Below are 7,698 nucleotides of genomic sequence, written 5' to 3'. Positions count from 1 at the left end.
TGGTGGCGGCGGGTCGGTCGCGGCGGGGTGGTGGGCGGCGGGTCGGTCGGCGTACCACCCGGACCCACGCCGGTGACCTGGCCGCTGCCGCCGTCGAAGGTCACGTCGGAGCAGCCGAAGAAGTTCTCCTGCGAGTCCGAGCGGACCCAACGGGAGTAGATGATGTGTCGGCCACTCTTGCCCGACGGCAGGTTGCCGCTGAAGTAGTAGTGCCCGTCGTTGCTGCCGACGCTGCCGCGCTGCGGCGGGTTGGTCACCGTCAGGAACGGCTCCTCCAGGTCACTCCAGGCCAGCGCCCGGGTCGGGCTCCAGCTGTTCTTCGTGACGTAGAAGTAGAACGTGCCCGGGTGGTGCGCCCAGTTGCTGTACTTGAAGTCCAACCGCGCGCCGGCGGTCAGGTGGGTCAGCGGCCAGTCGGTGCGCGGCAGGTCGTAGCCGCGGAAACCGGTGTTGCCGCCGCTGCACAGTTGCCCGTCCGGGATGAAGCCGGTGGTCCGACCGCCAGCGTCGGAGCGCAGCACGCTGAACCAGTTGTACAGCGAGTTCGCCCCGCTCTGCGCCACGGCGGCGGAGCACGCGGGGTTGTTCGGCCTGATCTCACCGGTCTGGCTGCGGCCGTCCTGCCAGCACAGGTAGGTGCGGCTGCCCGGCGTCATCGCCGCGCCGTGCGCGGCGGCCGGCTGCGGATTGGACGCCAGGGCGACAGCGCCCAGCGCGAGGGTCACGGCCGCGGTGAGCAACGCGGCCGTACGGGAACGATTCACGGGTTCTCCTGACTCGCGAGGCGCGCTGCCTGAGCCGCCTCGCCGCAATCGGGTGGGATTGGCCTGGTCGCCCCGCTGCGCGGCGCGACGATCACGGCGACGTGCTCCGGCGGGAGATCGGCCGGTGGACGTGCGCCATCGACGGTCCCTGTCCAGGACCGGTGCCCTCGCGTCCAACGAACCCGGCAACCGGCGGCGCCGCAGCCCTCGCACCGCCCGGTACGCGTCATCCCACCACGCCGCGCGGTCGCGGCGCAATAGGCGTTCCTCGATGAGTGTGAAGACCCGCCGCTCGGTGGCCGTACGCCATATCCTGGCGTACGGGGAGAGGAGCGGAGAGGCGGCAGCCGGTGCCGGACGTGTTCGACGAGGTGCACCGTCGTTGCCGTGACGGCGAGCCGGTCGCGCTGGCCACCGTCGTGGCCACCTGGCACTCCGCCCCGCGCCCGCCGGGTGCCGCCATGATGGTGGCGGCGGACGGCACTGTCACCGGCAGCGTCTCCGGTGGCTGCGTCGAGGCCGATCTCTACGAGCGGGCTCGCCGCGTGCTCGACACCGACCGACCCGAGCTGTGCCGCTATGGGATCACCGACGACGACGCGTACACAGTGGGTTTGACCTGCGGCGGGACCCTCGACGTCTTCGTGGAGCGGGTCGGCCCGGGCGCCCTGCCGGAGCTGGACGCGGTCGCCGCCGCTCGTCGCGAGGGTCAACCGGCGGCGGTCGTCACCTGCGTGTCCGCCGACGCGGGTGACTCGCCGGCGGACCTCGGCGAGGCGGGCGGCAACCCGCCGAGCGACCCGGCCCGGCGACTGGGCCGGCGGCTGGTGCTGACCGGTCGGCGAGCCGTCGGCTCGCTCGGCGACGACCGGCTCGACGATGCCGCCACCGCCGACGCCCTCGGGCTGCTCGCCGCCGGACGCAGCGGGCTGCTCCGCTACGGGTACCACGGGCAGCGCCGCGGCGGCGGCCTCGGTCTCTTCGTGACCGCGTACGCCACCCCGCCTCGAATGATCGTCTTCGGGGCGATCGACTTCGCCGCCGCGGTGGCCCGGATCGGCGGATTCCTCGGCTACCGGGTGACCGTCTGCGACGCCCGGCCGGTCTTCGCCACCGCGCGGCGGTTTCCCGAGGCGGACGAGGTGGTGGTGCGGTGGCCGCACCGCTACCTGCGCACCGAGCTGGACGCCGGTCGGGTGGACGAGCGGACCGTGGTGTGTGTGCTCACCCACGACCCGAGGTTCGACGTGCCGTTGCTGGAGTTGGCGCTGCGTCACCCGCTGGCGTACGTCGGCGCGATGGGCTCACGGCGCACCCACGACGAGCGGCACAAGCTGCTGCGCGAGGCGGGGCTCAGCGCGGCGCAGCTCGCCCGCCTGGCCTCGCCGATCGGGTTGGACCTCGGTGGACGTACCCCGGAGGAGACCGCGGTGAGTGTGGCCGCGCAGATCGTCGCGGCCCGGTGGGGCGGCACCGGCCGTCCGCTGGCGGCGCTCGACGGCCCGATCCACCGGCCGGGGTAGGGCCGCACCGACTTTCGGCGTCCACCACGGGGTGCGCTGTGCCAGCCTGGTGCCATGGCGATCGGCCTGGCCCGCCGGCCGGTGGCGATGACGAGAGGATCGGCATGGGATACGCGGTGGTGCTCGGCGAGGCGCTCGTCGACCTGCTCGACAGCGACCTCGACGGTGAGCGGGTCTATCGGCAGGCGATCGGCGGCGGGCCGCTCAACGTCGCCGTCGGGGTGGCCCGACTCGGCGGCGCGGCGCAGTTCGTCGGCTCTCTCGGCGACGACGTGCTGGGCGGCCGGATTCGTGCCTTCCTGAGCGCGGCGGACGTCGGGGTGGCCGGTGTGGTCACCGTGCCGGCGCCGACCGCGCTGGCGGTGGTCAGCTACGCCGGGCCGGAACCCGACTTCCGCTTCTACGGCGAACCGCCCTCCTACGGCCTGCTCCGCCCCGACGACCTGGAACTGGCGCTGCTGGAGGGCGCCGACGTGCTCTACTGCGGCTCGATCGTGCTGCTCCAGCCCGACGCGCTGGCCGCCGCCCGACGCGCCTGGTCGCTCGCCCCCGGGCTGCGGGTCTTCGACCCGAACGTGCGTCCCCGGCTGCTGAACGGTCCGGAGGCGTTGGCGGGGCTGCGGGCGGTGGTGGCCGAGTTCGCCGCCGGGGCGCACGTGATCAAGCTGAGCGCCGCCGACGCCGTGTTGCTCTATCCGGATGAACCCGTCGAGGGGGTGGCGGCGTACCTGCGGGAGCTGGGAGCGGCAACGGTGGTGGTGACCCTGGGCGCGGCCGGTGCGGTGCTGGCCGCCGCCGACGCCGACCCGGTCCGGGTGCCGGCACCGGAGGTCAACGCGATCGACGCCACCGGCGCCGGTGACTCGGTGCTGGCCGCGCTGATCGCCGACCTGCTCGTCGACGGGGAACCGGACTCCCCGGGTGGGTGGGTCGAGCGGGTGGCGTTCGCGCTGCGGGTCGCCGGCCTGGTCTGCGAGTCTCCGGGAGGTGCCACCGCCATGCCCACCCGCGCGGACGTCCAGCGCCGCTTCGGGAACGTGGCCTGAGCCCTGCCGAAACGTCGGCTTGACGCGCTCGCAATGTGAACGTTAACATCGACGCCCTGCGATGAGCGTCTGTTCCCGTGGGAGGCTTCGATGCGACCGGTCCTGGTATCTCCGACGTTTCGCCACCTCGCCGCCCTGCTGGTCGTGCTCCTCGTCGCCGCGGGGGGCGTCGTCACCGGCCCGCCGCAGCGGGCTGCCGCCTGGGACAACGGGGTCGCCGACACCCCGCCGATGGGGTGGAACAGCTACGACTCGTTCAACTGGCGGGTCACCGAGGCCGACGTACGGGCCAACGCCGACTACATGGCCACCAACCTGCGGCAGTTCGGCTGGCAGTACGTGGTGATCGACTGGGCCTGGTACTACCCCGGCCAGCACAACAACAGCCCCAACCAGGACGCCAACCTGCAACCCCGACTTCGGATGGACGCCAACGGTCGACTGCTGCCGGACACCACCCGGTTCCCCTCCGCCGCCGGTGACAACGGGTTCAAGCCCCTCGCTGACTACGTCCACGCCCAGGGGCTGAAGTTCGGCGTCCACCTGATGCGCGGCATCCCCCGGCAGGCCGTCGCCGACAACGTCCCGATCCTCGGCACCAGCTGCCGCGCCAACCAGATCAACAACAGCACCACAGCGGCCTGGCTGAACCTGATGTGGGGGCTGAACATGGCCAACCCCTGCGCCCAGAGCTACCTGGACTCGGTGTTCCAGCTGTTGGCGTCCTGGGGCGTCGACTTCGTGAAGGTGGACGACATCGCCGCCCCGACGTACCGGCAGGCGGAGATCGAGGGGTACGGCACGGCCATCTCCCGCAGCGGCCGGCCGATGGTGCTGAGCCTGTCACCCGGCGCGACCCCGCTGGCCAGCGGCGGGCACGTGCAGAACAACGCGCACATGTGGCGGATCGTCAACGACCTCTGGGACAACTGGTCCTCGGTGGACGCCCTCTTCGACCAACTGCGCAACTGGACCCCGTACCGCGTTACCGGCGCCTGGCCCGACCCGGACATGATCCCGATCGGCCGCCTCTCCAAGTACGGGCCGGTCGGGTCGCCGCGCTACTCCAACCTGAGCGCCGACGAGCAGCGCACCCTGATGTCGCTCTGGGTGATCAACCGGGCGCCGCTGATGTGGGGCGGCAACCTGGTCGAGAACCGCGCCGCGGAGCTGGCGCTGATGACCAACGCGGCGGTGCTGGCGGTCGACCAGAACAGCACGAACAACCGTCAGCTCACCGGCGGCAGCCGGCAGGTGTGGACCGCCGACGTGCCGGGCGGCAACCACCGGTACGTGGCCCTGTTCAACCGGGAGAGCAGCGCGGCCCCGGTGTCGGTCAACCTGGCCGACCTGGGCATCGGATCGGCCACCGTGACCGACCTGTGGTCCGGTGCGGCCCTCGGCGCGGCGAGCGGGACCTTCACCCGGACGCTCCCGGCCCACGGTGCCGGGCTGTACCGGCTGGCCCCGGAGACCACAGTGCCGGTGCCGACCGCGTCCACCCTGACCGCGCGGCACAGCGGGAAGCTGCTGGACGTCTACAACAACGCGACCACCGACGGGGCCGAGGTGGTGCAGTGGGCCGCGAACGGTCAGCCCAACCAGCGGTGGCGGTTCCAGGACGCCGGCGGGGGCTACCAGACGGTGGTCAGCGCGCAGAGCGGCAAGTGCCTCGACGTGTACGGCGGGACGAGCGCCACCGCCGACGGGGTCCGGGTGACCCAGTGGACCTGCAACGGCGGCACCAACCAGCAGTGGCGGGTGCAGGACCTCGGCACGGGTTACGTGCAGCTCGTCGCCCGGCACAGCGGCAAGTGCCTCGACGTGCTCAACGCCGCCACCGCCGACGGTGCCCGCGTCGTGCAGTGGACGTGTGGCACCAGCACCAACCAGCAGTGGCGACGCACCTCGGTGTAGCCGGGTCAGCCCTCGCCGTTGAGCTCCAGGTAGCCGCGGCGGGCGGCGACCAGGGCGGCGCGGGCGCCGAAGGGCGCCTCGGCGGCCACCCGCTCCGGCGACGCGCTGCCGGTGTGCGCGGCCCGGATCAGCCAGGCCAGCTTCGCCAGCTCGGCGTGCTGGGCGCGGACGAACCCGACATCCACCGGGTCGCCGTGGCCCGGCACCACCACCGTGCGCGCGGTGGTCAGCCGCAGCAGGTCCGCGACCGCGTCCGGCCACCGTAGTGGGTACGAGTCCTCGAAGGCGGGCGGGCCGCTCTGCTCGACCAGGTCCCCGGCGACCAACACGTCGACGTCCGGCACGTGCACCACCAGGTCGGCGTCGGTGTGCCCGCGCCCCGGGTGCCGCAGCAGCACCCGCCGGCCACCCAGGTCGAGGGCCGTCTCGGTGTGCACGGTGTGGGTCGGGGCGAGCAGCGCGGTGTCGGCCAGCTCGGCGGCGAGCGCCGGGTGCTCCGCGCGCAACTCCTCGTACGCCTCCCGGCGCAGCCGCTCCGGCTCGTCGCGCAGGGCCGCGGCGGCCAGCGCGTGCGCGTACACCGGGCGGGGTGGGTCGCCGGCCAGGACGGCGTTGCCGAAGCAGTGGTCGTAGTGGTGATGGGTGTTCACCAGCGTCAACGGACGATCGGTGACGGCGCGCACGGCGGCGGCCAGCTCGCTGGCCTGGGCGGCCGACGAGAGAGTGTCCACCAGTAGCGCCTCGTCGGCACCGACGACCAGTGTGACGTTGACCCCCAGCAACGGTTCCCGCCGCACGTACACCCGGTCGGCGATCTCGACGAAGCCCGCGTTCACGACGCCCGTCCGGCGCGCTCGACGAAGCGTTGCCGGTCCACCAGAACCCGGTCCACCCGACCCCGGGCCACCGTCTGGTCACCGTCGGCGACGGTGACCTCGAACGACAGCCGGCGGCCGTCGACGGTCGCCAGCAGCGCCTGGGCCCGAACCGTTCGGCCGACCACTGTCGGGGCCAGGTGCTCCAGCTCGACCCGGGTGCCCACTGTCGTCGAACCGGGCGGCATCCCGGTCGCGGTCGCCGCGACGGTGGCCGCCTCGACCAGCGCGAGCACCCGGGGAGTGCCCAGCACCGGTACGTCCCCGGAACCGACCGCCTGGGCGGTGTCCGCGTCAGTGACGGTCAGCTCGACCTGGGCGGTCAGACCCGGCGCGAAGGCCGGCTCGGGCTGCTCCTGCATGGTCGTCAGCCTAGGTGCTCCCCGAGCCCGCCGAGCACGCGCCCGCCGATCCCGGCACCGCCCGCCCTTTCACCTGTGCCGGGCCCCGCCGGATGGTCCCCGTCGGTCGATGCCGCATCCGTCGTTAACCTTGACCCCGATGGCCGTCGTGACTGACCCCCAGCCCCCCGCCCGGACCGACCCGCCCGCGTCCCCGGACGGGGGTCGTCGGCGTGTCATCGCGATGACCGTCTGGGCGGTCGCCTTCGTCGCCGCCTGGCTGGCCATCGGGCTGCCCACCGACCCGGCGTACGCCTTCGTCTGGATCTGGGCCGCGACCATCGCCTGGAACAGCGACCGGCCGTGGCGCAGTCACCTGCGCTTCGCCCGGGACTGGGTGCCGGTGGTGCTGCTCTTCGTCGTCTACAACCTCTCGCGCGGGTTCGCCGACAACGGGGCCACCCCGCACGCGATGGAGTTGATCGTCGCCGACCGGTTCATGTTCGACTGGGCCACCGGCGGGGAGGTGCCCACCGTCTGGTTGCAGCAGCACCTCTACCACCCGCAGGTGCACTGGTGGGACGTCGCGGCGAGCTGGGTGTACTTCTCGCACTTCGTGGTGGCGCTGACCGCCGCCGCGGTGCTCTGGCTGCGCGACCGGCACCGGTGGGCCGCGTACATGCGGCGCTGGGGCTTCCTCTGCGCCGCCGGCCTGGTCACCTACTTCCTCTATCCGGCCGCCCCGCCCTGGTGGGCGGCCCAGAACGGCCTGCTCACCGAGGTGGCCCGAATCTCCACCCGGGGCTGGAAGGCGTTCGGCATGCACGGTGCCGGCAACGTCCTCAACGCCGGCCAGATCGCCTCCAACCCGGTCGCCGCGATGCCGTCGCTGCACACCGCGTGGGCGCTGTTCGTGGTGCTGTTCTTCCTCACCACCACCCGCCGCCGCTGGTGGCCGCTGCTGCTCGCGTACCCGCTGGCGATGACCTTCACCCTGGTCTACTCGGGCGAGCACTACGTGATCGACGTGCTGGTCGGCTGGGCGTACGTGGGGTTGACCTTCCTGGTGGTCGGTCTGGCCGAGCGCGGCTGGGCGGCGCTGAGGGCCCGCCGTGCCACCCCCGCCGAAGATGCCTCGGACCCGACGCCCGCCCCGGACAGCGCACCCGCCGGCACCCAGCCGTCCCCCCGCCAACCCACCCCCGACCAACCGGCGATCCCCGCCGACCACT

General features: G+C 72.9%; 7 protein-coding genes. 4 read left to right on the top strand and 3 right to left on the bottom strand.

Annotation, left to right across the window (positions count from 1 at the left end; all coding sequences use genetic code 11):
• A partial coding sequence (locus tag JM949_RS31385; RefSeq protein WP_203151732.1) for a lytic polysaccharide monooxygenase auxiliary activity family 9 protein occupies positions 1 to 764 on the bottom strand: 764 nt, incomplete at its 3' end.
• A 350-nt stretch (positions 765 to 1,114) separates the two neighbouring features.
• On the opposite strand from JM949_RS31385, the gene JM949_RS31380 reads away from it, so the two are divergent.
• From JM949_RS31380 to JM949_RS31370, 3 genes are all read left to right on the top strand, one after another.
• On the top strand, positions 1,115 to 2,287 hold the full coding sequence (locus tag JM949_RS31380; RefSeq protein ID WP_203151731.1) for an XdhC family protein: 1,173 nt from the start codon (positions 1,115 to 1,117) through the stop codon (positions 2,285 to 2,287).
• A gap of 104 nt (positions 2,288 to 2,391) precedes the next feature.
• The gene (locus JM949_RS31375) at positions 2,392 to 3,333 is read left to right on the top strand and encodes a PfkB family carbohydrate kinase (RefSeq protein WP_203151730.1); all 942 of its coding nucleotides are present in this window, start codon (positions 2,392 to 2,394) and stop codon (positions 3,331 to 3,333) included.
• Between the two features lie 90 nt (positions 3,334 to 3,423).
• Positions 3,424 to 5,250 (top strand): alpha-galactosidase, encoded by a 1,827-nt coding sequence (locus tag JM949_RS31370; RefSeq protein ID WP_203151729.1) that lies wholly within the window; start codon positions 3,424 to 3,426, stop codon positions 5,248 to 5,250.
• 5 nt (positions 5,251 to 5,255) lie between these two features.
• Here JM949_RS31370 and JM949_RS31365 read toward each other — a convergent pair whose 3' ends face one another.
• Together JM949_RS31365 and JM949_RS31360 are read right to left on the bottom strand one after the other, a co-directional pair.
• On the bottom strand, positions 5,256 to 6,086 hold the full coding sequence (locus tag JM949_RS31365) for an MBL fold metallo-hydrolase (protein WP_203151728.1): 831 nt from the start codon (positions 6,084 to 6,086) through the stop codon (positions 5,256 to 5,258).
• Positions 6,083 to 6,487: a thioesterase family protein gene (locus JM949_RS31360; RefSeq protein ID WP_203151727.1), complete on the bottom strand. Its 405-nt coding sequence runs from the start codon at positions 6,485 to 6,487 to the stop codon at positions 6,083 to 6,085. Before JM949_RS31360 ends, JM949_RS31365 begins: the two co-directional genes overlap by 4 nt.
• A 139-nt stretch (positions 6,488 to 6,626) precedes the next feature.
• On the opposite strand from JM949_RS31360, the gene JM949_RS31355 reads away from it, so the two are divergent.
• Positions 6,627 to 7,698, top strand: a 1,072-nt coding sequence (locus tag JM949_RS31355) for a phosphatase PAP2 family protein (protein ID WP_238434228.1), incomplete at its 3' end; no start/stop codon positions are given.

It is taken from the genome of Micromonospora tarensis (genome assembly GCF_016803395.1).
GTDB lineage: Bacteria > Actinomycetota > Actinomycetes > Mycobacteriales > Micromonosporaceae > Micromonospora > Micromonospora tarensis.
The sequence above is the reverse complement of the archived record's forward strand: the minus strand, read 5'-3'. Positions and strand labels throughout refer to the sequence as shown.

Bases quoted from the DNA above. Each gene is read 5' to 3' on its own strand.
- JM949_RS31375 (WP_203151730.1), top strand. From the start codon at position 2,392: ATGGGATACGCGGTGGTGCTCGGCGAGGCGCTCGTCGACCTGCTCGAC.
- JM949_RS31370 (WP_203151729.1), top strand. From the start codon at position 3,424: ATGCGACCGGTCCTGGTATCTCCGACGTTTCGCCACCTCGCCGCCCTG.
- JM949_RS31360 (WP_203151727.1), bottom strand. From the start codon at position 6,487: ATGCAGGAGCAGCCCGAGCCGGCCTTCGCGCCGGGTCTGACCGCCCAG.